The 23,351-nt window shown below is 59.7% G+C and carries 23 protein-coding genes; 10 read left to right on the top strand and 13 right to left on the bottom strand.

The annotated features are described in order from the left end of the window. Positions 1-4: 4 nt before the first annotated feature. The 6 genes from KDX37_RS00675 to dadA all read right to left on the bottom strand — a co-directional run bounded on the left by KDX37_RS00675 (position 5) and on the right by dadA (position 5,968). Complete coding sequence (locus KDX37_RS00675) at positions 5-1,936, bottom strand: acetyl-CoA hydrolase/transferase C-terminal domain-containing protein (protein WP_231650659.1); 1,932 nt, start codon at positions 1,934-1,936, stop codon at positions 5-7. Between the two features lie 85 nt (positions 1,937-2,021). Beyond that, positions 2,022-2,441 (bottom strand): c-type cytochrome, encoded by a 420-nt coding sequence (locus KDX37_RS00670; RefSeq protein ID WP_231650657.1) that lies wholly within the window; start codon positions 2,439-2,441, stop codon positions 2,022-2,024. A gap of 75 nt (positions 2,442-2,516) precedes the next feature. Next, the gene (locus tag KDX37_RS00665) at positions 2,517-3,065 is read right to left on the bottom strand and encodes a cupin domain-containing protein (protein ID WP_231650656.1); all 549 of its coding nucleotides are present in this window, start codon (positions 3,063-3,065) and stop codon (positions 2,517-2,519) included. Between the two features lie 121 nt (positions 3,066-3,186). Next, on the bottom strand, positions 3,187-4,260 hold the full coding sequence (gene alr, locus KDX37_RS00660; protein ID WP_231650655.1) for an alanine racemase: 1,074 nt from the start codon (positions 4,258-4,260) through the stop codon (positions 3,187-3,189). Between the two features lie 81 nt (positions 4,261-4,341). Further along, positions 4,342-4,695: a RidA family protein gene (locus KDX37_RS00655; RefSeq protein ID WP_231650654.1), complete on the bottom strand. Its 354-nt coding sequence runs from the start codon at positions 4,693-4,695 to the stop codon at positions 4,342-4,344. Then, positions 4,667-5,968, bottom strand: coding sequence for a D-amino acid dehydrogenase (gene dadA / locus KDX37_RS00650; protein ID WP_231650653.1), 1,302 nt, complete (start codon positions 5,966-5,968; stop codon positions 4,667-4,669). The genes KDX37_RS00655 and dadA overlap by 29 nt, the downstream gene beginning before the upstream one ends. Positions 5,969-6,125: 157 nt before the next feature. Between dadA and KDX37_RS00645 the strand changes: the two genes are divergently transcribed. Further along, positions 6,126-6,614: an Lrp/AsnC ligand binding domain-containing protein gene (locus tag KDX37_RS00645; RefSeq protein ID WP_231650652.1), complete on the top strand. Its 489-nt coding sequence runs from the start codon at positions 6,126-6,128 to the stop codon at positions 6,612-6,614. A gap of 9 nt (positions 6,615-6,623) precedes the next feature. Here KDX37_RS00645 and KDX37_RS00640 read toward each other — a convergent pair whose 3' ends face one another. Then, positions 6,624-6,977, bottom strand: coding sequence for a YkgJ family cysteine cluster protein (locus KDX37_RS00640; protein WP_231650651.1), 354 nt, complete (start codon positions 6,975-6,977; stop codon positions 6,624-6,626). Between the two features lie 107 nt (positions 6,978-7,084). Here KDX37_RS00640 and KDX37_RS00635 point away from each other — a divergent pair, with 107 nt between their 5' ends. Further along, the gene (locus KDX37_RS00635) at positions 7,085-8,398 is read left to right on the top strand and encodes an NAD(P)/FAD-dependent oxidoreductase (RefSeq protein ID WP_231650650.1); all 1,314 of its coding nucleotides are present in this window, start codon (positions 7,085-7,087) and stop codon (positions 8,396-8,398) included. A gap of 12 nt (positions 8,399-8,410) precedes the next feature. Here the strand turns inward: KDX37_RS00635 and KDX37_RS00630 are convergent, their stop codons facing one another. After that, positions 8,411-8,659 carry a DUF1127 domain-containing protein gene (locus tag KDX37_RS00630; RefSeq protein WP_231650649.1) on the bottom strand — a complete coding sequence of 83 codons (249 nt, stop codon included), beginning with the start codon at positions 8,657-8,659 and terminating at the stop codon, positions 8,411-8,413. A 177-nt stretch (positions 8,660-8,836) separates the two neighbouring features. Between KDX37_RS00630 and KDX37_RS00625 the strand changes: the two genes are divergently transcribed. Both KDX37_RS00625 and KDX37_RS00620 read left to right on the top strand, forming a co-directional pair. Then, positions 8,837-10,258, top strand: coding sequence for an aminotransferase-like domain-containing protein (locus tag KDX37_RS00625; RefSeq protein WP_231650648.1), 1,422 nt, complete (start codon positions 8,837-8,839; stop codon positions 10,256-10,258). 72 nt (positions 10,259-10,330) lie between these two features. Further along, the gene (locus KDX37_RS00620; RefSeq protein WP_231650647.1) at positions 10,331-11,911 is read left to right on the top strand and encodes a phospholipase D family protein; all 1,581 of its coding nucleotides are present in this window, start codon (positions 10,331-10,333) and stop codon (positions 11,909-11,911) included. Here the strand turns inward: KDX37_RS00620 and KDX37_RS00615 are convergent. Both KDX37_RS00615 and KDX37_RS00610 read right to left on the bottom strand, forming a co-directional pair. After that, positions 11,908-13,053, bottom strand: coding sequence for an MFS transporter (locus tag KDX37_RS00615; RefSeq protein WP_231650646.1), 1,146 nt, complete (start codon positions 13,051-13,053; stop codon positions 11,908-11,910). The genes KDX37_RS00620 and KDX37_RS00615 overlap by 4 nt on opposite strands. Before the next feature lie 124 nt (positions 13,054-13,177). Continuing rightward, entirely contained in the window at positions 13,178-14,671 is a 1,494-nt protein-coding gene (locus KDX37_RS00610) for an aldehyde dehydrogenase (RefSeq protein WP_231650645.1), read from the bottom strand. Positions 14,672-14,910: 239 nt separating this feature from the next. Here KDX37_RS00610 and KDX37_RS00605 point away from each other — a divergent pair, with 239 nt between their 5' ends. Both KDX37_RS00605 and KDX37_RS00600 read left to right on the top strand, forming a co-directional pair. Then, entirely contained in the window at positions 14,911-15,279 is a 369-nt protein-coding gene (locus tag KDX37_RS00605; protein WP_231650644.1) for a cupin domain-containing protein, read from the top strand. A gap of 81 nt (positions 15,280-15,360) precedes the next feature. Continuing rightward, the gene (locus KDX37_RS00600) at positions 15,361-15,564 is read left to right on the top strand and encodes a hypothetical protein (RefSeq protein ID WP_231650642.1); all 204 of its coding nucleotides are present in this window, start codon (positions 15,361-15,363) and stop codon (positions 15,562-15,564) included. Positions 15,565-15,725: 161 nt separating this feature from the next. Here the strand turns inward: KDX37_RS00600 and rpmG are convergent, their stop codons facing one another. Further along, positions 15,726-15,881, bottom strand: a complete 156-nt coding sequence (rpmG, locus tag KDX37_RS00595; protein WP_002551515.1) for a 50S ribosomal protein L33 — start codon at positions 15,879-15,881, stop codon at positions 15,726-15,728. Between the two features lie 11 nt (positions 15,882-15,892). Next, a complete protein-coding gene (rpmB, locus tag KDX37_RS00590; protein WP_002551514.1) occupies positions 15,893-16,126 on the bottom strand; it encodes a 50S ribosomal protein L28 in 234 nt (77 codons plus the stop codon). 363 nt (positions 16,127-16,489) lie between these two features. On the opposite strand from rpmB, the gene KDX37_RS00585 reads away from it, so the two are divergent. Continuing rightward, a complete protein-coding gene (locus tag KDX37_RS00585) occupies positions 16,490-18,076 on the top strand; it encodes an ABC transporter substrate-binding protein (RefSeq protein ID WP_231650641.1) in 1,587 nt (528 codons plus the stop codon). Positions 18,077-18,229: 153 nt separating this feature from the next. Here KDX37_RS00585 and radC read toward each other — a convergent pair whose 3' ends face one another. Beyond that, a complete protein-coding gene (gene radC / locus KDX37_RS00580) occupies positions 18,230-18,904 on the bottom strand; it encodes a RadC family protein (protein ID WP_231650640.1) in 675 nt (224 codons plus the stop codon). 135 nt (positions 18,905-19,039) lie between these two features. On the opposite strand from radC, the gene coaBC reads away from it, so the two are divergent. From coaBC to KDX37_RS29500, 3 genes are all read left to right on the top strand, one after another. Continuing rightward, complete coding sequence (gene coaBC / locus KDX37_RS00575; protein ID WP_231650639.1) at positions 19,040-20,248, top strand: bifunctional phosphopantothenoylcysteine decarboxylase/phosphopantothenate--cysteine ligase CoaBC; 1,209 nt, start codon at positions 19,040-19,042, stop codon at positions 20,246-20,248. A 6-nt stretch (positions 20,249-20,254) separates the two neighbouring features. After that, the gene (dut, locus tag KDX37_RS00570) at positions 20,255-20,710 is read left to right on the top strand and encodes a dUTP diphosphatase (protein WP_231650638.1); all 456 of its coding nucleotides are present in this window, start codon (positions 20,255-20,257) and stop codon (positions 20,708-20,710) included. A gap of 104 nt (positions 20,711-20,814) precedes the next feature. After that, a complete protein-coding gene (locus KDX37_RS29500) occupies positions 20,815-23,346 on the top strand; it encodes a phosphomannomutase/phosphoglucomutase (protein WP_406640934.1) in 2,532 nt (843 codons plus the stop codon). Positions 23,347-23,351: the final 5 nt, after the last annotated feature.

Here is a 23,351-nt window from a genome sequence, read left to right as displayed (position 1 = left end):
GCGCTCAGCTGGCCAGCCCTGTCGTGCTGTGCAAACCGGCAAGCAGCAACCGCTGATACAATTCTTCGCGCAAGCCATGCGGCTGATCAAGCTGCATGCGCTGCAAGTGCTCGGGATACAGCTCCGGCTCTGGCGCATCGAGCGTGGCTTTGCCCAACTCGATAATGTCGGTGAGCTTGAGTTTGCTTTTCAGCCAGTTCAGCGCGCGCAATAAATCCCGCTCCTGCGGGCTGAAATCACTGCCCAGCGGGTATTCGGTAAACAGCGACGGATGGCGAGCGGCGATGCCCTGCAAACGCTCGGCGCTGTTCTCGGTGAAGCGCGGGTCCAGGCGGAAGTTTTTCGGCAGCTTGCCAGCCTTCTGCGCCTGCTCGACAAGGCCGGGCTGAAAGCGCGAGTCGCTGATGTTGAGCATCCGCTCGATCACCGTCGCGTCGGTCTGACCACGAAGGTCTGCAATACCGTATTCGGTGACCACAATGTCACGCAGATGCCGGGGAATGGTCGTATGGCCGTATTCCCAGACGATATTGGAGCTGACCTCGCCACCCGACTCGCGCCAACTGCGCAGCATCAGAATCGAGCGAGCGCCTTCAAGTGCGTGAGCCTGAGCCACGAAGTTGTATTGGCCACCGACGCCGCTGAGCACCCGACCGTCCTCCAGTTGGTCAGCGACTGCCGCCCCCATCAGGGTCACGGTGAATGCGCTGTTGATGAAACGCGCATCACGGCGCTGCAAGCGCTTAAGTTCTTCATTGCCGTACAGCTCGTTGATGTAGCTGATGGCGGTCATGTTGAACTGCGCCAGTCGCTCGGCAGGCAGCTCGCGCAGCCGCTGGTAGAAACTGAGCGGGCCGAGAAAGAAGCCGCCATGCACCACGACACCGCCGGGATGGGCCTCCTCGTCCAGCGTGCCCATGTCGGCCAACCGTTGCAGCCCGGCATCGGCGTAGACCTTGCGGCGCACAATGCCTGCATCTGCGAGCACCAGCAGGCCATTGACGAACATTTCACTGCAACCATAAAGCCCGCTGGCGAAGGGCTGAACACCGCCTTCCCGGTCGATCAGCGTCTGCCAGTTGCTCATGTTCAGTTCGGCCAGCAGGCTGCGCCAGGTTTCGTTATCGGCCTGGCGGGCCAGCAACGCACCGGTCAGCGCGTCGCCCATCGAACCGATGCCGATCTGCAGCGTACCGCCGTCGCGTACCAGGGTGCTGGCGTGCAGACCGATCAGATGGTCCTGATAGCCCACCGGCATGTTCGGTGTAGAAAACAGCGTGCTCCGCTCTTCTTCGTCCAGCAGCAGGTCGAACGCGTCCATTTGCAGCTCCGAGTCGCCCGGCATGTACGGCAGCTCGGCGTGCACCTGACCGAGAATCAGAATGGTCTCGCCCGCTGCCCGACGCTTGTCGATCATCGGCAGCAGGTCGAGCGTCACGTCGGGGTTACAGCTCAGGCTCAGCTTGCCAGGGCGCTGGTCGTCCCGCGCCACCAGTTGGGCGACCAGATTCAGGCCACTGGCATTGATGTCCCGCGCTGCGTGGCTGTAATTGCTGCTGACATAGTCTTGCTGGGCAGATGCACTGTTGAGCAGGCTGCCCGGCTGCATGAAAAACTGTTGAACACGGATGTTGGCAGGCAACGAGTCGCGACGCAGCGCGCCCAGAAACTCGAGCTCAGGGTAATCACCAAAGATGCGCTCCAGAAAAGGCTCCAGAAAACGCGCCTGCAAACCTTCACCCGGCGTTGGCCTCCCCAGGCTCAGTGCGGTGTAGATCGTCAGCCGTCGCTCAGGTAACTGGCTGATACGTTCGTACAGCGCATTGACGAACCGGTTGGGCTTGCCCAGCCCCAGCGGCATGCCCAGATGGATGTGCTCGGGCAACTGTTCCAGCACGTGATCGATGGCTTGCTCAATGGAACAGGACTGCGGCATCCGAGCTCTCCTGGCGGGTTATTGAATGCAGCTTGGACCGGTGTGCACATGAAAGTGTTGCATGCCCTGGCGTGAGCAGCGGGATTTACTTCAAACCCGACATTTTCTGAATCGCCGCCCTCAAGTCCTCATCCGTGCAGTCGCCACACGTGCCTTTGGGCGGCATGGCGTTGACTCCGGAAATGGCTTTGGCCAGCAACCCGTCGAGCCCGCCTTCTTTCTGGGCGCGCTCAGCCCAGGCTGCGGTGTCACCTATTTTTGGGGCGTTGGGTATGACGGTATGACAAACCGTGCAGTGACTGGCAATCACGTCGTCTATGGAACGGCCGCTGCTACTCACAGGTACAGCAGCGGTGGGCGTGCCTGTACAGTCAGCGCCCTGGACACATACCTGGCCGACGGGCTCGATGCGTTTGGCGACGTCGTCAGCCGTCTGCGCCCGAGCAGTGATTACCCAGCATGCCAGGACAGCGGCGACAGTCAGAAGCTTGTTCATACGATGCACGCGTGACACCTTCGGGTTGGGTCTGACCATTCACCCGTCGACCGGCACCGCAATCGACAGCCAAATGCTCACGATTCAGAAATTGGCGGGTGTCGCTGCGCTGATCAGTCGCGCGGGCACATCGAACGGGTTGCGGAAGCGATGCGGTCGGGTGCTTTCGAAGTAATAGCTGTCGCCTGCTTCGAGCACATAAGTGTCCAGCCCCACCACCAGCTCGAGGCGCCCTTCGACAAGGATTCCGGTTTCTTCGCCTTCGTGGACCAGCATCTCTTCGCCGGTATCAGCGCCGGGCGGATAGGTTTCGGTGAGAAACGCAATCGCGCGGCCCTGGTGCGACTTGCCCACCAGCTTCATGGTCACCGCGCCGTCCGAGATATCGATCAACTCGCTGGCCTTGTACACCACCTGAGTCGGGTTTTCGGGTTCGACTTCTTCGGAAAAGAACTCGACCATGGACATGGGAATACCGCCCAGCACCTTGCGCAGCGAGCTTATCGAAGGGCTGACGCTGTTTTTCTCGATCATGGAGATGGTGCTGTTGGTCACGCCTGCCCGCTTGGCGAGTTCACGTTGGGACAGGCCCTTGAGCTTGCGGATCGATTGCAGCCGTTCACCCACGTCCAATGCGATATTCCCCCAGATTCAGTCAGGTCAAGATGAGCGCCATGATGGCAACAGCGTTCAATATTTACAACACTTCGACTGACAGCCGGACTTACCGGAGGATTGGTGGCAACAGGCGGGTTCAGCCTTCGGAATAGACGCGTGGCACGCGGCGCAGATTGCAGAAAAGCTGATAAGGAATGGTATCCGCATGGGCGGCCACATCACTGGCCAGCACGTTCTTGCCCCACAATTCGACCCGACTGCCCAACCCCGCATTCGGCAGGTCCGTAAGGTCAACGCAGAGCATGTCCATGGATACGCGGCCGAGCAGCCTGCCAGGCGCTCCGTCGATACAGACCGGGGTGCCGGTCGGCGCATGCCGTGGATAGCCATCGGCATACCCGAGGGCCACGACACCGATGCGCGCGGGACGATCGGTGATAAAGCGTGCGCCATAGCCCACTGGCTCATTCACGCCCAGTTCGCGCACGCTGATGATTTTCGATTCAAGTGTCATCACGGGCTGCAACCGGTCAGCCAGCGGCTGCGATTGATCAAAGGGCGTAGCGCCATACAGCATGATGCCGGGCCTTACCCAATCGCTCGCAATATTTGGCCAACCCAGCACGGCCGGGGAGTTTTTCAGACTGGTTTCAGCGTTCAGGCCCTGGCGCGCCGCGTTGAATACCGCAACCTGCTCAGTACTGGCAGCACTGTCCAGCTCGTCCGCACGGGCGAAATGGCTCATCAGAACAACTTTGGTCACTTTGCCGGTCGCCAGCAAACGCTGATAGGCAATGCGGTAGTCCTGCGGATGCAGGCCGACCCGGTGCATACCGGTATCGAGCTTCAACCAGACGGTCACCGGTTTGGCCATGGCGGCTTTTTCAAGGGCCTCCAGTTGCCACATCGAATGCACCACGAACCAGAAGTCGTGCTCGGCAATCAAGGCCAGTTCGTCGGCCTCGAAAAAACCCTCAAGCAACAGAATTGGCGCATTGATACCCGCAGCGCGCAGTTCAAGCGCCTCTTCAATACAGGCCACCGCAAAACCGTCCGTCTGTGCCTCAAGCGCTTGAGCAACTCGCACCGCACCGTGGCCATACGCATCGGCCTTGATGACTGCGAGTGCCTTGGCGCCTGTGCTTTCGCGGGCCAGCTGGAAGTTATGGCGCAAGGCCTGAAGATCGATAAGGGCGCGGGCTGGACGCATGAGGATGCTTCTTGCTTGAGGTGTTGAAGGGGTTAAAAAGGCCCGACGGCGAGGGTGCGTCGCCGGACCAGAAACAAAGCGTTACGGCAATGCAGCAACAACCGACAGCTCGACCAGGATTTCCGGCTCGCACAGTTTGGCTTCGACCGTGGCTCGCGCAGGGGCAACGCCTTTTGGCAGCCATTTGTCCCAGACGCTGTTCATGCCCGCAAAGTGAGCATCAATGTCTTTCAGGTAGATCGTGACCGACAGGATGCGGCTTTTGTCGGTGCCCGCAAGATCGAGCAAACGCTCAATGCTGTTCAGCGTCTCTTGGGTCTGTTGCTCGACACCGGCAGCCATGTCATCTCCCACTTGGCCCGACAGGTAGACGGTGCCGTTGTGGACGACGATCTGGCTCATGCGCTCATTGGTGAGCTGGCGCTGAATGGACATGCTTTGCGTTCTCCTGGGTACTGCCATAACGAGAAATATCAAGCCCTTCGGCGCTGATCTGAGGTGTCTTGCGGGCCATGAGGTCGGCCAGCAAGCGGCCTGAACCGCAAGCCATCGTCCAGCCCAACGTACCGTGACCGGTGTTGAGGAACAGATTGCGGAACGCCGTAGCCCCCACGATAGGTGTGCCGTCGGGTGTCGTCGGACGCAGCCCGGTCCAGAAACTGGCCTGGGTCAGGTCGCCGCCCTGAGGATAGAGGTCGCCAACGATCATCTCCAGCGTTTCACGTCGGCGCGGATTCAACGAGAGATCAAAACCGGCAATTTCGGCCATGCCCCCGACCCGAATACGGTTATCGAAGCGGGTAATGGCGACCTTGTAGGTCTCGTCCAGAATAGTCGACGTTGGGGCCATCGCCGCGTTGGTGATCGGTATGGTGAGCGAGTAACCCTTGAGCGGGTAAACTGGCGCCTTGATGCCCAGCGGCTTGAGCAGCTTTGGAGAATAGCTGCCCAGCGCCAGCACGTAGCGGTCAGCGGTTTCCAGCTTGCCGTCGATCCATACGCCATTGATGCGGTCGCCCGCAAAATCGAGGCGCTCGATGTTCTGGCCATAACGGAACTCGACACCCAGCTCCTCGGCCATCTCTGCCAGACGCGTGGTGAACAGCTGGCAATCGCCAGTCTGGTCATTGGGCAGGCGCAGCGCGCCGCTCAGAATACCGGTCACGCCCGCCAGCGCCGGTTCAACCCGCGCGATGCCTGCACGATCAAGCAACTCGTAGGGCACGCCGGACTGTTCCAGCACAGCGATATCCTTGGCGGCGTTGTCCAGCTGCGCCTGGGTACGGAACAACTGAGTGGTCCCCAGACTGCGGCCTTCATAAGCGATACCGGTTTCAAGACGCAGCTCGTCGAGGCAGTCGCGGCTGTACTCGGACAGACGCACCATGCGCTCTTTGTTCACGGCATAACGGCTGGCCGTGCAGTTACGCAGCATTTGCGCCATCCACAGGTACTGATCGATGTCGGCCGTGGCCTTGATTGCCAGAGGAGCATGGCGTTGCAGCAGCCACTTCATCGCCTTGAGCGGCACACCCGGCGCGGCCCACGGCGAGGCATAACCCGGCGACACCTGGCCGGCATTGGCGAAACTGGTTTCCATGGCTGCGGCAGGCTGACGATCCACCACTGTCACCTGGAACCCCGAACGGGCCAGATAGTAGGCGCTGGTAATACCGATCACACCACTTCCAAGGACCAGAACACGCATGTTGATGACCTCATCGCGGATATCCGCTGACGTTTTGAAGTTTTAAGCAAGAATGTGGCTAGTATATTGAGCAGCGAGCAGTGCTTTTCACTCTTTAATTACTTATATTCGGGCCTAATCCACGGCAAAGAACGCTTTCGTAGAGGGGACACCACCTGTGCGTACCGAACACCAGTCAAAACGTGAACTCGACAAGATCGACCGCAGCATCCTGCGCATTCTTCAGGCAGATGGACGCATCTCGTTCACCGAGCTGGGCGAGCGGGTCGGGCTGTCTACCACGCCTTGTACCGAGCGGGTTCGTCGACTCGAGCGTGAAGGCATCATCATGGGTTACAACGCGCGCCTGAATCCGCAAAGCCTCAAGGCCAGCTTGCTGGTGTTTGTCGAGATCAGCCTCGATTACAAGTCCGGCGACACGTTTGAGGAGTTTCGTCGGGCCGTGCTCAAATTGCCGCACGTGCTGGAATGCCATTTGGTGTCGGGCGACTTCGACTATCTGGTCAAGGCTCGTATTTCAGAGATGGCGTCCTACCGAAAACTGCTCGGCGACATCCTCCTGAAGCTGCCCCACGTGCGCGAGTCCAAGAGCTACATCGTGATGGAAGAGGTGAAAGAGAGCCTGAGCCTGCCGATCGCAGACTGACGGCGTCTTTTAGACCAGCACCTGACGCGTCGAGGCGATGTATTCGTGCACCTGCTTCTCGACGCGCGGGTGGATCAGCTCGACAGGGCGACGACCATTGGGGCATGGCAGGGTCTGGGTGGTGCCGAACAGCCGGCAGATCAACGGGCGCTCTTCGTACACCGTGCAGCCTTGCGGCCCCAGATGTACGCAGTTCAGCTCGGTCAGCGCTGCTTCCTGCTCGGCGCGGGTCTTGCGCGGCAGACGCGACATTTCCTCAGAAGACGTGGTTACCGGCCCGCAGCAATCGTGACAGCCAGGCACGCACTCGAACGAGGGGATCTGACGCCGTAAATCACGGATTTTTTCACGGTTGCAGCTCATTGCAGGCATTACCCCAAATACAGTGGGGGAATTTTGCCTCAGTTGGCAGGCGCATGACAGCAGCATATGCTCCGGACACATTCAGCCACCGTCAAAAGGACCTCCCCATGAACGCCCGCGTTCAGCATCCCGCCCGTCAGGACCAGCACGCCGCCTCCTATTACGCAGCCAGCAGCCATCCGCAGCCGGACCATCCTGCGTTGCAAGGCATGCTTGAAGTCGACGTGTGCGTGGTGGGTGGCGGGTTCTCCGGGCTCAACACGGCCATTGAGCTGGCCGAGCGCGGGCTGAGCGTTGCCCTGCTCGAGTCACGCAAGATCGGCTGGGGTGCCAGCGGCCGTAACGGCGGCCAATTGATTCGTGGCGTGGGTCATGGCGTCGAGCAGTTCGCCAACGTGATTGGCAACGAGGGCGTGCGTCAGCTCAAACTGCTGGGCCTTGAGGCCGTGGAAATCGTGCGCCAGCGCGTCGAGCGCCACGGCATCGACTGCGACCTGAAATGGGGCTACTGCGACCTCGCCAACAAGCCACGCGACCTCGCCAGCCTGGCCGAGGACGCAGACGAATTGCGCAGCCTGGGTTATCGCCACGAACTGCAACTGCTGCAATCCGCACAGATGCACAGCGTGGTGGGTTCGAATCGCTACGTCGGCGGCCTGATCGACATGGGCTCGGGGCATTTGCATCCCTTGAACCTGGCACTGGGTGAAGCGGCTGTCGCGCGATCACTGGGGGTGCAGATATTCGAACACTCGGCGGCGACGCGGATCGACTACGGCCCGCAAGTCACTGTGCACACCGCTCAAGGCGAAGTGAAGGCAAAAACACTGGTGCTGGGCTGCAATGCCTACCTGAATGACCTCAATCCGGAAATCAGCGGCAAGGTGCTGCCCGCTGGCAGCTATATCATTGCGACCGAACCCTTGAGCGAGGCGCAAGCCGCTGAGCTGCTGCCCAGAGACATGGCGGTCTGCGACCAGCGCGTGACGGTGGACTATTATCGGCTGTCGGCTGATCGCCGTTTGCTGTTCGGCGGCGCCTGCCACTATTCGGGGCGCGACCCGCAGGACATTGCCGCCTACATGCGGCCCAAGATGCTGGAAGTGTTTCCGCAACTGGGCAGCGTAAAAATCGATTATCAATGGGGTGGGATGATCGGCATCGGCGCCAATCGGTTGCCGCAGATCGGTCGTCTCAAGAGTCATCCGAACGTGTTCTACGCCCAGGCCTACTCAGGCCATGGTTTGAATGCCACGCACCTGGCGGGCCGTCTGCTGGCAGAAGCCATCGCTGGCCAACACAGCGACGGCTTCGACCTGTTCGCTAAAGTCCCGCACATTACCTTCCCGGGCGGCAAGCATTTGCGCTCGCCGCTGTTGGCACTGGGCATGCTCTGGCATCGGTTGAAAGAACTGCGCTGAACCGCCCGGATATCAACGCCAGAACGGCTTCAATGCCTCGGCCCGCGCTTGCAGCGGGTCGAGCCCGATGTCGCGCAGCTCATCGCTGGTCAGCTGCAAAAGGCTGCGGCGGGTTGCCCAGCGATGCGCATACAACGCCCAACGATTCATGCCTGCTGGCAGCTCAGCCTTGCGCGCATGGATCGTATTGGCTGCCTTCGAGCCTGATTCATCCAATTCTTGTGTGTGAAGCGCCAGACGCACATCGCTGAACCCGTTCATCGTCAGGTTCCTCCATCAGGGTGGGTGTGGTTCCATGATGAAGCGAACGGCAAAAGCATTACAGATCCAAACAAACGATAAATAAAACATACAGATCGTGGAAAACCGGGCCTGAATGCTATATTTTCAGCCTATCTGTATTGCCCGGCCTCCCCGGGCCCTTCCTCCGAGTACCCCATGACCCTCTATGTCAACCTCGCCGAGCTGCTCGGCTCGCGCATTGAAAACGGCTTCTACCGACCCGGCGACCGACTGCCGTCGGTGCGGGCGTTGAGTGTCGAACATGGCGTCAGCCTGAGCACGGTGCAGCAGGCATACCGGGTGCTGGAAGACAACGGGATGGCTATGCCCAAGCCCAAGTCCGGCTATTTTGTGTCTGCCAGCCGCCAGGCTCCGGCCTTGCCGGCCGTGGGTCGTCCGGCTCAGCGGCCTGTGGATATCTCGCAGTGGGATCAGGTTCTGGACCTGATCCGGGTAGCGCCTCGCGAGGCCGTCACGCAACTGGGCCGAGGGATGCCGGACCTGACCAGCCCAACGCTCAAACCGTTGATGCGCTCCTTGAGCCAACTGAGCCGCCATCAAGACATGCCGGGGCTGTATTACGACAATATCTATGGTGTCCATACACTTCGCCAACAAATTGCCCGCCTGATGCTGGATTCAGGCTGCAACCTGACCGCCAATGACCTGATCATCACCACTGGCTGTCACGAAGCGTTGTCAGCCAGCGTCCGCGCCATCTGCTCACCGGGCGATATTGTCGCAGTGGATTCGCCAAGCTTTTTCGGTGCCATGCAGACCCTGAAAGGGCTGGGCATGAAAGCGCTGGAGATCCCTACCGACCCGTTGACCGGCATCAGCCTCGAAGCGCTGGAGCTGGCGCTGGAACAATGGCCGATCAAGATCATTCAGCTGACACCCAGCTGCAACAACCCGCTGGGTTATGTGATGCCGGAGGCTCGCAAACGCGCCCTGCTGACCCTGGCGCAACGCTTTGACGTCGCGATCATCGAAGACGATGTGTATGGCGATCTGGCCTACACCTACCCTCGCCCGCGCACCATCAAGTCTTTCGACGAAGACGGTCGTGTGCTGCTGTGCAGTTCGTTTTCCAAGACACTGGCGCCCGGCTTGCGCATCGGTTGGGTTGCCCCAGGGCGTTACCTCGAACGCGTCCTGCACATGAAGTACATCGTCACAGGCTCTACAGCGCCACAGCCGCAGCTGGCAATTGCCGACTTTATCGAAGGCGGCCACTACGAGCCGCACTTGCGCCGCATGCGCACGCAATACCAGCGCAGTCGCGACCAGATGATCGACTGGGTCATGCGTTATTTCCCCGAAGGTACGCGCGCAAGTCGTCCGCAAGGCGGCTTCATGCTGTGGGTGGAGCTGGCGGAAGACTTCGACACCTTGCGCCTGAACCGGGCGCTGCTCGACAAAAACGTACAGATCGCGGTGGGCAGTATTTTCTCGGCGTCGGGCAAGTACCGTAACTGCCTGCGAATGAACTACGCTGCCAAGCCAACCCGCCAGATCGAGGAAGCTGTGCGTACTGTCGGCGAGACCATTGCGCAGTTGATTGCGCAAACTGACTGACGCTGGCAAATTTTTCCCGCTTTTGCAGGTCCTATCGGCAAGTCGAGCCATGCCCCGTCGCGGATGATCAATGTGAAGAACTCCTGGACTCTGTCCTTTTGCTTGCTGGTTGCGCTGTGCGTCAGCGGTTGCGCACACCAAGGCCGCTTCAGCGAGCCGAGCCAGGCCATGCCACCTTCGGACTCGGCGTTCGGCCGCTCGATTCAAGCCATGGCCATGCCTCACGAAGGGCGCTCGGGCTTTCGTCTGCTGCCCGATAGCAGCGATGCGTTCAAGGCCCGGGCCGAACTGATCCGCAACGCAAAAAGCAGTCTGGACCTTCAGTACTATATCGTCCACGACGGCCTGAGCACGCGCGCGCTGATCGATGAACTGTTGAAAGCGGCCGACCGTGGCGTGCGCGTACGCGTTCTGCTGGACGACACCACCAGCGACGGCCTGGACCAGGCCATTGCCACCCTCGCCGCGCACCCGAACATTCAGATCCGGCTGTTCAACCCGCAAAATCTGGGGCGCGAAACCGGTGTGACACGCAGCCTGGGGCGGCTGATGAACCTTTCGCGCCAGCATCGGCGCATGCACAACAAACTGTGGCTGGCCGACAGTAGCGTGGCCATCGTCGGCGGACGCAATCTGGGCGATGAATATTTCGATGCCGAGCCCAACCTGAATTTCACCGACATCGACATGCTGAGTGTCGGGCCGGTTGCCGAACAGCTCGGGCACAGCTTCGATCAGTACTGGAACAGCACGCTGAGCAAGCCAATCGATGATTTCATGTACTTTCTGCCAGACAGACATGACCTCGCCAAGGCCCGCAAAAAACTGGAAACGTCGCTGGAACAGGCTCATCAGCAACACAAGGCTCTGTATGAGCGGATGATGGCCTACAAGACCGAGCCCCGCATGAAAACCTGGCTCAACGAGCTGGTGTGGGCGCACAACCAGGCATTGTGGGACGCTCCCACCAAAGTCCTTGCGCGCGGTGAGCCTGATCCACACTTGCTGCTGACCACACAATTGGCACCCGAGCTGCTGAATACCCGCAAAGAGCTGATGTTGATTTCGGCGTATTTTGTGCCCGGACCAGAAGGCCTGCTGTACCTGACCGGCCGCGCCGACGCAGGCGTCGATGTCAGCTTGCTGACCAACTCGCTGGAAGCGACCGATGTGCCCGCTGTACATGGCGGCTACGCGCCTTATCGCAAAGCGCTGCTGGAACACGGCGTCAAGCTGTTCGAGCTGCGCAGACAACCGGGCGATGCCGAAACCACGCGCGGCAGCGGACCGCACCTGTTCAAGAAAAGTCAGTCGCTGGGCAGCTCCGAATCCAGCCTGCACAGCAAGGCCATGATCTTTGATCGACAGAAAGTGTTTGTCGGCTCTTTCAACTTCGACCCACGCTCAGTGCTGTGGAACACCGAAGTCGGCGTGCTGGTCGACAGCCCGCAACTGGCCGAAGAACTGCGCGAGCTGACCCTGCAAGGCATGGCGCCGTCACTGACCTACGAGGCGCGACTGGAAGACGGCAAGGTCGTCTGGGTCACCGAGGACGATGGCCAGATCCACACGCTGCACACCGAGCCAGGTGACTGGTGGCGGCGCCTCAACGCATGGATGAGTCGGGCCATAGGCCTGGAGCGGATGCTCTAGGCCCGCACGGGCTGCGCACCGAACGCACCGCGTTTCATCGACAGGATCACCAACCCGAAAGCGCCCGCCGCCATCAGCAGCGGCAGCGCATCGCCGCTGACCCACTGACTGCCTGCACCCGCCACCAGCGGACCGATCAGGCAGCCAATCCCCCAGAGCTGAGCCACATGGGCGTTGGCGCGCACCAGCGAGTCGTCGCGATAACGCTCACCGATCAGGATCAGAGACAAGGTAAACAGCCCACCGGCGCTGGCACCAAACGTCACCCACAATTGCCAGATCAGTACGGTGTGGACCAGCAACGGTATCAGCAGGCTGGAAACCAGCAGCGTCGCAGCACAACCGGTGAACAGCGTACGGCGTGACATGCGATCGGCCAGCAAGCCGATCGGCAACTGCAGCAATGCATCGCCAACCACCACCACGCTGACCATGACCAGCGCGATCTCGGGCGTGAATCCATGGCGCAGGCAGTAGATCGGCAGCAGGGTCAGGATCAGCGCTTCGAACGCGGCAAACAATGCGACTGCCCAGGCGATAGCAGGCATGCCACGGCAGAAGCCCGCCAGATCGGCAAAGGTCACATGGCAGGACTCGGTCGAAGGTGCGCCGGTTCGACCGAGCAACAGAAAGGGTGCACCCACCAGCAACAGCACGCCGATCCAGAAACCGTAGTCGGCAGCGGTGCCAATGATCCCAAGCAGCAAGGGACCAGCCAACTGGCTCAGCGCATAGGCACTGCCGTACAACGCGACCAGCCGCCCACGCAGCTGCTCGGTCACCAGTTGATTGATCCAGCTTTCACCCAGAATGAATACGATGGTAAGAATGACCCCCAGCATCAGGCGCAGGACGAGCCAGACCGGGTAATACGGCAACAGCGCCAGTGCACCGACTGAAATCGCCCCGCCCCACAGGCACAGACGCATCAGGTTGACGGTGCCCCACCGCGCTGCCAGTCGGCTGGCAACGCCAGCCCCGACCAGCACGCCAAACGCAGGCATCGCCGCCATGATGCCGATGGCAAACGAGCCGTAGCCCCAGTTCTCCAGCCGCAACGACACCAGCGGCATGCTGACGCCCATCGCCAGGCCAACGCTCAATACCGAGGCCAACACGGCGAAATAAGTACCCCAACGCATGTCCATGCTCCTGCGGGTCGTAAAGTGTCAACGCCCAAAAACACAACACCGACGGCGGGCGTCGGTGTATGTGTTTGTCAGATCTCGTCCCCACGCGGTGCGGGGACGGATGAGGACGGGCCGCTTAGAGCTTGATCCAGGTGGACTTCAGCTCGGTGTACTTGTCGAACGCATGCAGCGACTTGTCACGGCCGTTACCCGACTGCTTGAAGCCACCGAACGGTGCGGTCATGTCGCCGCCGTCATACTGGTTGACCCATACACTGCCCGCACGCAACGCCTTGGCCGTCAGGTGCGCCCTGGAGATGTTGGACGTCCAGACCGCAGCCGCAAGGCCGTACTGCGTGTCGTTGGCGATCTGAATGGCTTCTTCGGCAGTGTCGAAGGTCAACACCGACAGCACTGGACCGAAGATTTCTTCCTGGGCGATTTTCATCGCGTTGTTCACGCCGTCAAAAATCGTCGGCTCGACGTACGTGCCGCCGGTTTCTTCAAGGATGCGCTTGCCGCCAACCACCAGTTTGGCGCCCTCGGTGTGACCAGCTTCGATGTACGACAGCACGTTGTTCATCTGCTGGGTATCGACCAGCGCGCCCACCGTAGTGGACGGGTCGAGCGGATTACCCGGCTTCCAGGCTTTCAGCGCCTCAATAACCAACGGCAAAAACTGGTCCTTGATGGAACGTTCCACCAACAGACGCGAGCCTGCTGTACAGACCTCACCCTGGTTGAAAGCAATCGCGCTGGCTGCGGCTTCGGCAGCTGCCTGCAGATCAGGCGCATCGGCGAAAACAATGTTCGGGCTCTTGCCGCCAGCTTCCAGCCACACGCGCTTCATGTTCGATTCGCCGGCGTAAATCATCAGCTGCTTGGCGATTTTGGTCGAACCGGTGAACACCACGGTGTCGACATCCATGTGCAACGCCAGCGCCTTGCCAACGGTGTGACCGAAGCCCGGCAACACGTTGAGTACGCCTGCAGGAATACCGGCCTCGATGGCCAATTGCGCGATGCGAATGGCAGTGAGCGGAGACTTTTCGGAAGGCTTGAGCACCACCGAGTTGCCGGTGGACAACGCAGGACCCAGTTTCCAGCAGGCCATCATCAGCGGAAAATTCCATGGCACGATAGCGGCCACAACGCCAACCGGCTCGCGAGTCACCAGGCCCAACTGGTCGTGCGGCGTAGCGGCGACTTCGTCATACAGCTTGTCGATCGCCTCGCCGCTCCAGCTCAAGGCTCCAGCAGCGCCGGGCACGTCGATGCCAAACGAATCACTGATAGGCTTGCCCATGTCCAGGGTTTCGAGCAGGGCAAGCTCTTCGGAATTTTGCTTGAGCAGGCCGGCAAAACGGATCATCGTTGCCTTGCGCTTGGCCGGAGCCAGACGCGACCATGCGCCGGAATTGAATACGCTGCGTGCGTCGTCAACGGCTCGCTGGGCATCGGCGGCATCGCAGCTGGCAACCTTGGCGAGCAGTCGGCCATCGACCGGGCTCACACAGTCAAAGGTCTCGCCAGAAGCGGCGGCGGTGTATTCGCCATGAATGAAGGCGCGGCCTTCGATCTTCAAATTCTGGGCACGTTGTTCCCAGTCAGCACGAGTCAGGGTGGTCATGTGCATAGCCTCCTCTTGTTGAGTGTCGATGTGTCAGAGTTGATTAAAGACACTATCTGAAGTTTTTCAGGACAGGGCGATACCCTAAACCAGCCGCTTGCCAAAACCAATATATTTGACACAAATAGCGATTAAGGCGCGTTTTTGTTGATTTTATTAAACGCCCGCCATCAGCAACTCGGGCACTATTGCATCAGGCATTCGTCCAATCACCTGCACATTCACGATCAGGGGCCAGTATGAGTATCGCAAGTATCGTCGACTTCAGCGAAGCCAGCACCGCAGCCGAGCACTACAGCCCGGCACCAGAAAAGGTGTTCAAGGGCGACCCGGCGCAAACGCTCTACAACCACTACAACAGCCCGTGCGGCCATATGAGCGCGGGGGTGTGGATCGGAGAGCCAGGACAGTGGCTGGTCAACTACACCGAGCATGAATACTGCGAGATCGTGCAGGGCGTCAGCGTTCTGCGCGACGAGCAGGGCAACGCCAAGACGCTGCGGGCAGGCGACAGGTTCGTGATTCCAGCAGGCTTCAAAGGGACCTGGGAGGTGCTGGAAACATGTCGCAAGATTTATGTGGTGTACGAAGCGCACCAGAGTAAATAGCTACCGCACAGGGCAGCGCCTGACAGGGGATCCTGAGTGCGTCCAGTGAGGACACTCACTCAACCATAAAGGATTATGGAAATGACCAACGACGAAGTCACCCAAGCGCTGCAACACCTTGTCGGCACTCGCTACGAGCCATCCATCAAGGCGACCATTACCGAACTGACCGGCCGTACACGCGTGATCGGCCCAACCGATTTTTCCAGCCGTGAAATGGATCGCAACCGAATCCACGTGAAGGTCGATCAAGCTGGCAACATCACGGAATTCAAGTTCGGCTGATCGCTTGAATAGCTGCTTTTCAAACAAACGCCCGACGCAGTGCGCCGGGCGTTTTTTTGTCTGTTCTGCAAGACTGCAAGATAATGAAGGTCGGATTCAAAACCGGGCAGGCACAAAAAAGCCCGCTGCAAAGCGGGCTTCCTTGTAGGAGACAGAATCAATTACTTGATTTTGCCTTCTTTGTAGATCACGTGCTTGCGTACAACCGGATCGAATTTTTTGATTTCGATTTTATCCGGGGTAGTACGTTTGTTCTTGTCGGTGGTGTAGAAATGGCCTGTACCAGCGCTCGACACCAAACGGATCAATTCACGCATGATTCTCTCCCTTAAATTTTGCCGTCGCGACGCAGTTCAGCGAGCACAACTTCAATGCCACGCTTGTCGATAATACGCATGCCTTTAGCAGATACGCGCAGACGAACAAAACGCTTCTCGCCTTCAACCCAGAAGCGGTGATGCTGCAGGTTTGGCAGGAAACGACGACGGGTTTTGTTGTTTGCGTGGGAAATGTTATTCCCGGTTACCGGACCCTTACCGGTAACTTGACATACTCTCGACATGCCTCAGCCCTCTAAAACCACATGCCCAACCCGGCATGGGTTGGCCGCTTAATCTCTCAGTCATTTGGCGCCAGGCGCCGCGTTTCTTTAAGGGTCTTACCGGCTACACCTACAGTGAAGGAACCGGGCCCCTAGAAAAGAGCGCTGCTTTATACCAGAAACACTCAAAAGCAACAACAGGCAAAGCTCTTTAGGTCAAATGAACGCTGCCTGCCTGACAGCCGGATCAAGCGCCACGGGGGCGCGGCCAAATCGACCGCTCGTCGCACCGTAGCGATTGTTCTACGCCAGCACATGGTCTAGGGTAAGTCCCTCACCAGACTGCACCGGCAGATGGGGCCCTTTCTGAACAGGAATTTCGCCATGCGCCTTGCTGCACTTCCCTTTTTGCTCGTTCCCTTGCTGCTCCCGATTGCTGCTCAGGCTGCAAGCCTGGCGGTCTGTACAGAAGCCAGCCCTGAAGGTTTCGATGTCGTGCAGTATAACTCCCTGACGACCACCAATGCGTCGGCCGATGTGCTTATGAATCGCCTGGTGGACTTCGACACCCGGAGCGGCAAGCTGGTGCCGAGCCTGGCCGAAAGCTGGAGCGTCTCCGAGGACGGCCTGACGTACAGCTTCAAACTGCGTTCCGGCGTGAAATTTCACACCACCGATTATTTCACGCCGACCCGCGAGCTGAACGCAGACGATGTCGTGTTCAGCTTCAAGCGCATGCTTGATCCGCAGAATCCTTGGCACAAGATTGCCCAGAGCGGCTTCCCGCATGCGCAGTCGATGCAGTTGCCTGCACTGATCAAGGCCATTGACGCACCCGATGCCCACACCGTGAAATTTACGCTCAGCCATGCGGACTCGACTTTCCTCGCCACCCTGAGCATGGGTTTTGCCTCGATCTACTCGGCCGAGTACACCGCGCAACTCCTGAAAGCGGGCACGCCGGAAAAACTCAACAGCCAGCCGATCGGCACCGGACCTTTCGTGTTCAAGCGCTTCCAGAAAGACGCCTTCGTACGCTACGAGGCGTTCAAGGACTACTTCGCGGGCAAATCGGATATTGACACGCTGGTATACGCGATCACTCCCGACGCCAACGTGCGCTTGCAGAAGATCCGCCAGAACGAATGCCAGATTGCCCTCTCGCCCAAGCCGCTGGATATCCAGGCGGCCAGCAAGGACACCTCCATCAAGGTCGAGAAAACCGAAGCCTTCATGACCGCGTTCGTGGCGATCAACAGCCAGCACCCGCCGTTCGACAAACCTGAAGTTCGGCAGGCGATCAATCTGGCATTCGACAAGGCCAACTACCTGAAAGCCGTTTTTGAAGGCACTGCCGAAACGGCAAACGGTATTTACCCGCCCAACACCTGGAGCTACGCAAAGGACCTGCCCGGCTACCCTCGTGATATCGAAAAAGCCAAGGCATTACTGGCCAAGGCCGGTGTGAAGGAAGGCTTCAAGACAACCATTTGGACACGCCCTTCAGGCAGCCTGCTGAACCCCAACCCGAGTCTGGGCGCGCAGTTGTTGCAGGTTGACCTCAAGCAGATCGGCATTGATGCAGAGATCAAGGTCATCGAATGGGGCGAGCTGATTCGCCGCGCCAAGGCGGGTGAGCACGACTTGTTGTTCATGGGCTGGGCAGGCGATAACGGCGATCCGGATAACTTTCTGACGCCGCAGTTCTCCTGCGCCGCAGTGCAATCAGGCACCAACTTCGCCCGCTATTGCGACAAGACCCTGGACAAACTGATCGCCGATGGCAAAGCCACCAGCAATCAGGCCGAGCGCAGCAAGCTCTACCATGCAGCTCAGGCACAGATCCAGCAACAGGCACTGTGGATCCCCCTCGCCCACCCGACCGCTGCAACTCTGGTACGCAAGGACGTGACGGGGTATCAGGTCAGCCCGTTTGGCCGGCAGGACTTCTACAAAGTGCAGGTCAAGTAGCCCGAAACATGCCCGATTCGCAAGCTCACTCCCACAGAGGTGTGAAACGAGGTTCTTTCGTGGGAGTGAGCTTGCTCACGAAGAGGCTGATAAACCCGCTGGAGATGCACCAGCCGCCGATCCATCTCACGAGCACGCTTGCGCTGACGCGCGCTACATCAGGCCGCGCTCTGCCATTGACAGCGGCTCGCCGTCGCCGATGATCACGTGGTCCAGCACCTGAACATCGACCAGCAGCAACGCCTCCTTGAGACGCTTGGTCAGGTCGATGTCAGAGCGGCTGGGGTCTGTAATCCCCGAAGGATGGTTGTGGCAAAGGATCAGGCTTGCGGCATTGTGGAACATGGCGCGCTTGACCACCTGGCGGGCATGCACGTAGGCCGCATTGATCGTGCCGTGAAACAGTATCTCGAAGGTCAGGACTCGATGCTTGGTGTCCAGAAACAGACAGCCAAACACCTCGTGCGGCTCATGGCGCAGCAGTGCCTTGAGGTAGCTGCGTACCTGCGCCGGGTTTTCAAGGACCGAGTCGCGGCGCAGAGACTCCGCCATGTGCCGCCGTGCCATCTCCATTACTGCCTGCAATTGGGCGAACTTTGCAGGGCCAAGTCCCAGCTCCGACGTGAACATAGCCAGGTCAGCATCCAGTAACGGTCTGAGCCCGCCGAATTGATTCAGGAGATGACGCGAGAGGTCTACAGCACTTTTTCCAGCCACTCCGGTGCGTAAAAAGATGGCCAGCAACTCGGCATCCGAAAGGCTTTGCGCACCCAACTCCAACAAACGTTCACGCGGGCGTTCCGCCGCGGGCCAACTGCGAATACTCATAGCACCTCCATGTGTTTTGGCGCCGCTGTTCCAGTGCGGTCGCTGTGCTATCTTAGCCCATCTTTTTTGCGCGGCGATCTGGCCTGGGGAGGCGTCATCGCCGTCGCGTATCCATTTTGACCAAAAGGCAGGCCTATGCAGCGGCTGTATCGAAAACGCATCGTTCTGGGCGTCGGCGGCGGCATCGCGGCCTACAAGAGCGCCGAACTTGTTCGTCGTTTGCGCGACCAAGGGGCGGAAGTGCGTGTCGTCATGACCCGTGGCGGTGCTGAGTTCATCACCCCCCTGACCATGCAAGCGCTCTCCGGCCACCCTGTGCACCTGGACCTTCTGGATCCGGCTGCCGAGGCGGCGATGGGTCATATCGAACTGGCCAAATGGGCCGACCTGATCCTGATCGCGCCTGCGACAGCTGACCTCATCGCACGTCTGGCCCAAGGTATTGCAAACGACCTGCTGACCACCATCGTGCTAGCCACCGACGCCACCGTAGCCATCGCGCCAGCCATGAATCAGGCGATGTGGCGCGATGCTTCTGTGCAAGCCAACACGCGCTTGCTGGAAGACCGCGACTTCAGGGTCTTTGGCCCGGCATCCGGCAGCCAGGCCTGTGGCGACGTGGGCTTTGGGCGCATGCTGGAACCCAATGATCTGGTCCAGTGCGCTGCGGACTGCTTTCAGCGCCTGAGCCTGACCGGCAAACACGTGTTGATTACCGCAGGCCCGACCCAGGAAAACATTGACCCGGTTCGCTACATCACCAACCACAGCTCGGGCAAGATGGGCTTTGCCCTCGCCGAAGCAGCTGTGGAGGCTGGTGCCCGCGTCACGCTGATTACCGGCCCGGTCAACCTGCAGACGCCTGATCGCGTCTCGCGCATCGACGTTGTCAGTGCCCGCGACATGCTTGCTGCCTGTGAAGCGGCCATTCCGTGCGACCTGTTCATCGCGTCTGCCGCAGTCGCCGACTACCGCCCAGAAGTCATCGCACCACACAAACTCAAGAAAGATCCCACCAACGGTGACGGTCTGCTGCTGCAGATGGTCCGCAACCCAGACATTCTGGCGACGATTTCCACTCGCCCGGACCGCCCTTTCAGTGTCGGCTTTGCCGCCGAGACCGAACATCTTCTCGACTATGCTGCACGCAAGCTCAAGGACAAGAACCTCGACCTGATCGTCGCCAACGATGTGGCCAACCCCAGCATCGGTTTCAACAGCGAAGAAAACGCTTGCAGCGTGATCGACCGGGCGTTGCATGCAACGCTCTTTGCCCAGACCAGCAAGGCCAAGATTGCCCGCCAGCTGATCACCTTTATCGCCGACCGTATGAATCAGGTTTAATCACGAATGCACGCTCTACAAGCCAAGATCCTCGACCCTCGCATTGGCAACGAATTTCCGCTCCCGGCGTACGCCACCGTCGGCTCGGCGGGGCTTGACCTGCGCGCCATGCTCAAGGAAGACACTGTTCTTGAGCCCGGTCAGACACTGCTGATCCCCACCGGCCTGTCGATCTACATCGGCGACCCGGGGCTTGCCGCGATGATCCTGCCACGCTCCGGCCTGGGCCATAAGCACGGCATAGTGCTGGGCAATCTGGTGGGCCTGATCGATTCGGATTACCAGGGCGAGCTGATGGTGTCGTGCTGGAACCGTGGCCAGACTGCGTTCAAGATCGCCGTCGGTGAACGCATTGCTCAATTGGTACTGGTGCCTGTGGTACAGGCGCATTTCGAACTGGTTGACGAGTTCGACGAGAGCCAGCGTGGCACGGGCGGTTTTGGTCACTCCGGCAGCCATTGATCACTGGCGGGCGCTGACGTTGATTCGGGGCATATCGTGGGGAGAGGTCGTTGAAAGGCAGTCATCACACCGTGTCAACACAGGCATTGGCCGCTGCATACCCAATGCCGGTCGCAAGCTTGAAGGCGATTTCCCCCGGTCTTGTTCCAGCAGCGCTGGGCCTGCTGGCCGCTGCGGCCGTGGTCTGGTTCAGCTTGTCGAATGGCCCTCATCAGCAGGACAGACTGATTCAGGCATGGGGTAACAGCCAGGCGTCAGCGGTCAATCTGGCGCTGAAACAGATCAGCGCGGACACCCAGGCGGCCGCCTCGAATCCGCTGTTGGTGCAGGCGCTGCAAGGCAACGACCCGTCTGCCCTTGGCGCCGCTCAAGGCCGCCTGACCCGCTGGGACAGCCTGGCGGGCGCGCGACTGAACCCAGTCGGTATTGCCAGCGTCGACCCGCAAGGTTCATTGCCGATCACGTTCGCCACGTTGGACATGCTCAACAAGGCAGCACAGGGTGAGGCCGTCGCCCCGGAAGCCCGCAAGACCGGTGAGCGCTGGCTGATCTACAGTGCAGCACCGGTTCGCGCGGCGCCCGATCAACCGGTTATCGGTACTTTGCTGCTGGCCTTCGAGCCGCAGCGCCTGCTCAACGCCCTGCCGGCCATGCCCGCGGAAAACGGCCGGATCGTCTTGAGCCAGCAGTTCGGGACCGGACCGGAACAGGTCTTTCTCCAACGCGGAGAGGCCGCAAGCACTACCCCTTATCTATTCGACACTGGTTATCCCGCCTGGAAACTCGCATTTACGCCCGGAGCTGGCGCCAAGGGGCCGTCTTTGGTCCTGTTTTTCCTGCTCGCCGCAGTCATCGCTGCAGCAGGTGTCTTGATAGGTCTATACCGTAATGAGAGGGCCTTGCAGCGTCGCGTTTGTGCCGACGCTCGTCAGCTGGATCAGCTGCTGCAAGAACTCTCGGGCGGAAAAGCCGTCAAACCCTTTGGTTTGAGCCTTCCAGTCCTTGGCAGTCTGGCTCAGGCCCTCGCCCGCGTTTCGCTCCGTAGCCAACAGCAGGTAGTACCTGCAGTGGCTGCGAGCAAGGAAACCGGTGCAACCATGACAACGGGCAGCGCTTCTTCCTCCATCGCTGCACCTCGCACCGATTGGACAGATCCGCTGTTTCAAGATACCGACATTCTCGATATCGACCTTCTCGACGAAAACCAGGATTTCCTGAGATCGGAGCATCCCACCGCTATGAACAGCCCAGCACACTTGGCACCGCAACTCCCTGACACCATCTTCCGCGCTTACGACATCCGCGGCGTCGTCGGGGACACCCTCAACGCTGAGACCGCTTACTGGATCGGCCGTGCCGTTGGTTCAGAAAGCCTGGCGCAGAACGAACCCAACGTCAGCGTTGGCCGGGATGGCCGTCTTTCCGGCCCAGAGCTGGTAGAACAATTGATTCAAGGCCTGCACGACAGCGGCTGTCACGTCAGCGATGTCGGCCTGGTACCGACACCTGCGCTGTATTACGCAGCGAACGTGCTGGCGGGCAAGACCGGCGTGATGCTGACCGGCAGCCACAACCCCAAGGACTACAACGGATTCAAGATCGTGATCGCTGGCGATACACTCGCCAACGAGCAGATCCAGGCACTGCATGAGCGGATCAAGACCAACAACCTGACCTCGCAAAAAGGCAGCATCACCAAGGTCAACATCCTCGATCGCTACTTCAAGCAGATCAAGGACGACATCGTCATGGCCCGCAAACTCAAGGTCGTGGTCGACTGCGGCAACGGCGCGGCAGGCGTGATTGCCCCGCAACTGATCGAAGCCCTGGGCTGTGAAGTGATTTCGCTGTTCGCTGAAGTGGACGGCAACTTCCCGAACCACCACCCGGATCCGGGCAAGCTCGAAAACCTGCAGGACCTGATCGCCAAGGTCAACGAAACCGGCGCTGATCTGGGCCTGGCGTTCGACGGCGACGGCGACCGTGTCGGTGTCGTGACCAACAAGGGTAACGTGGTCTACCCGGACCGCCTGCTGATGCTGTTCGCGCTGGACGTGCTCAAGCGCAACCCTGGCGCCGATATCATCTTCGACGTGAAGTGCACCCGTCGCCTGACGCCGCTGATCAGCGAGCACGGCGGTCGCCCTGTAATGTGGAAGACCGGCCACTCTCTGATCAAGAAAGAAATGAAGAAAAGCGGCGCCCTGCTGGCTGGCGAAATGAGCGGCCACATCTTCTTCAAAGAGCGCTGGTTCGGCTTTGACGACGGCATTTACAGCGCTGCGCGCCTGCTGGAAATCCTCAGCCAGGAATCACAGAGCGCCGAAGACCTGTTCGAGACCTTCCCGAACGATATTTCGACGCCGGAAATCAACATCAAGGTGACGGATGTCACCAAGTTCAGCATCATCGAAGCCCTTGAAAAAGACGCCCAGTGGGGCGACGCCAAGCTGACCAGCATCGACGGCGTCCGTGTGGACTATCCGAAGGGTTGGGGCCTGGTGCGTGCTTCCAATACAACACCGGTACTGGTACTACGCTTCGAGGCCGAAACCGAGGCCGAGTTGCAGCGTATCAAAGACGTGTTCCACACCGAGCTCAAGAAAGTTGCGCCGGATCTCGACCTTCCGTTTTGATTGTT

This window comes from Pseudomonas californiensis, from assembly GCF_021147775.1.
In the GTDB taxonomy this organism is placed as follows: Bacteria; Pseudomonadota; Gammaproteobacteria; order Pseudomonadales; family Pseudomonadaceae; genus Aquipseudomonas; species Aquipseudomonas californiensis.
This window is presented reverse-complemented; position numbering and strand designations above follow the sequence as displayed.

What these genes read in the sequence shown, in the direction of transcription:
- rpmG (WP_002551515.1), bottom strand. Translation starts at nt 15,881, where the DNA reads ATGCGTGAATTGATCCGTTTGGTGTCGAGCGCTGGTACAGGCCATTTC.
- KDX37_RS29500 (WP_406640934.1), top strand. Translation starts at nt 20,815, where the DNA reads ATGCCGGTCGCAAGCTTGAAGGCGATTTCCCCCGGTCTTGTTCCAGCA.
- KDX37_RS00625 (WP_231650648.1), top strand. Translation starts at nt 8,837, where the DNA reads ATGACCCTCTATGTCAACCTCGCCGAGCTGCTCGGCTCGCGCATTGAA.
- KDX37_RS00655 (WP_231650654.1), bottom strand. Translation starts at nt 4,695, where the DNA reads ATGTCCATTCAGCGCCAGCTCACCAATGAGCGCATGAGCCAGATCGTC.
- KDX37_RS00630 (WP_231650649.1), bottom strand. Translation starts at nt 8,659, where the DNA reads ATGAACGGGTTCAGCGATGTGCGTCTGGCGCTTCACACACAAGAATTG.
- rpmB (WP_002551514.1), bottom strand. Translation starts at nt 16,126, where the DNA reads ATGTCGAGAGTATGTCAAGTTACCGGTAAGGGTCCGGTAACCGGGAAT.
- KDX37_RS00635 (WP_231650650.1), top strand. Translation starts at nt 7,085, where the DNA reads ATGAACGCCCGCGTTCAGCATCCCGCCCGTCAGGACCAGCACGCCGCC.
- KDX37_RS00610 (WP_231650645.1), bottom strand. Translation starts at nt 14,671, where the DNA reads ATGACCACCCTGACTCGTGCTGACTGGGAACAACGTGCCCAGAATTTG.
- dadA (WP_231650653.1), bottom strand. Translation starts at nt 5,968, where the DNA reads ATGCGTGTTCTGGTCCTTGGAAGTGGTGTGATCGGTATTACCAGCGCC.
- radC (WP_231650640.1), bottom strand. Translation starts at nt 18,904, where the DNA reads ATGAGTATTCGCAGTTGGCCCGCGGCGGAACGCCCGCGTGAACGTTTG.
- KDX37_RS00605 (WP_231650644.1), top strand. Translation starts at nt 14,911, where the DNA reads ATGAGTATCGCAAGTATCGTCGACTTCAGCGAAGCCAGCACCGCAGCC.
- KDX37_RS00585 (WP_231650641.1), top strand. Translation starts at nt 16,490, where the DNA reads ATGCGCCTTGCTGCACTTCCCTTTTTGCTCGTTCCCTTGCTGCTCCCG.
- coaBC (WP_231650639.1), top strand. Translation starts at nt 19,040, where the DNA reads ATGCAGCGGCTGTATCGAAAACGCATCGTTCTGGGCGTCGGCGGCGGC.
- KDX37_RS00640 (WP_231650651.1), bottom strand. Translation starts at nt 6,977, where the DNA reads ATGAGCTGCAACCGTGAAAAAATCCGTGATTTACGGCGTCAGATCCCC.
- alr (WP_231650655.1), bottom strand. Translation starts at nt 4,260, where the DNA reads ATGCGTCCAGCCCGCGCCCTTATCGATCTTCAGGCCTTGCGCCATAAC.
- dut (WP_231650638.1), top strand. Translation starts at nt 20,255, where the DNA reads ATGCACGCTCTACAAGCCAAGATCCTCGACCCTCGCATTGGCAACGAA.
- KDX37_RS00675 (WP_231650659.1), bottom strand. Translation starts at nt 1,936, where the DNA reads ATGCCGCAGTCCTGTTCCATTGAGCAAGCCATCGATCACGTGCTGGAA.
- KDX37_RS00600 (WP_231650642.1), top strand. Translation starts at nt 15,361, where the DNA reads ATGACCAACGACGAAGTCACCCAAGCGCTGCAACACCTTGTCGGCACT.
- KDX37_RS00615 (WP_231650646.1), bottom strand. Translation starts at nt 13,053, where the DNA reads ATGCGTTGGGGTACTTATTTCGCCGTGTTGGCCTCGGTATTGAGCGTT.